We start from the raw sequence: 391 nt of genomic DNA, 5'->3' as shown, positions 1-391 counted from the left end.
GGCCGCCGCCCGCCAGGCGGCGCCGCGCGATCCGGCGGTGCTGATCTGGGAGGGCATCGTGCTGTCCAGCGAAGCCGGCGAGCGCGGCGGCCTCGGCGCGCTGGGCCTGGTCAAGCGCGCCCGCAGCGATTTCGAGCAGGCGCTGGCGCTGGACCCGGCCGCCCTGAACGGCGCCGGCTGCACCAGCCTGGGCGCGCTGTACTACCAGGTGCCGGGCTGGCCGGTGGGCTTCGGCGACGACGCCAAGGCGCGCGCGCTGCTGCAGCAGGGCCTGCAGTACGACCCGGACGGCATCGACGCCAATTACTTCTACGGCGATTTCCTGCGCGCGCAGAAGGACTGGAGCGGCGCCGCGGCGGCGCTGCGCAAGGCCCTGGCGGCGCCGCCGCGG

General features: G+C 76.2%; 1 protein-coding gene. It reads left to right on the top strand.

Features of this window, described 5'->3' with window-relative positions; translation table 11 throughout:
- A partial coding sequence (locus tag D180_RS18160) for a tetratricopeptide repeat protein (protein ID WP_017913912.1) occupies positions 1-391 on the top strand: 391 nt, incomplete at both ends.

It is taken from the genome of Xanthomonas sp. SHU 166, assembly GCF_000364685.1.
GTDB classification, from domain to species: domain Bacteria; phylum Pseudomonadota; class Gammaproteobacteria; order Xanthomonadales; family Xanthomonadaceae; genus Xanthomonas_A; species Xanthomonas_A sontii.
The sequence above is the reverse complement of the archived record's forward strand: the minus strand, read 5'-3'. Positions and strand labels throughout refer to the sequence as shown.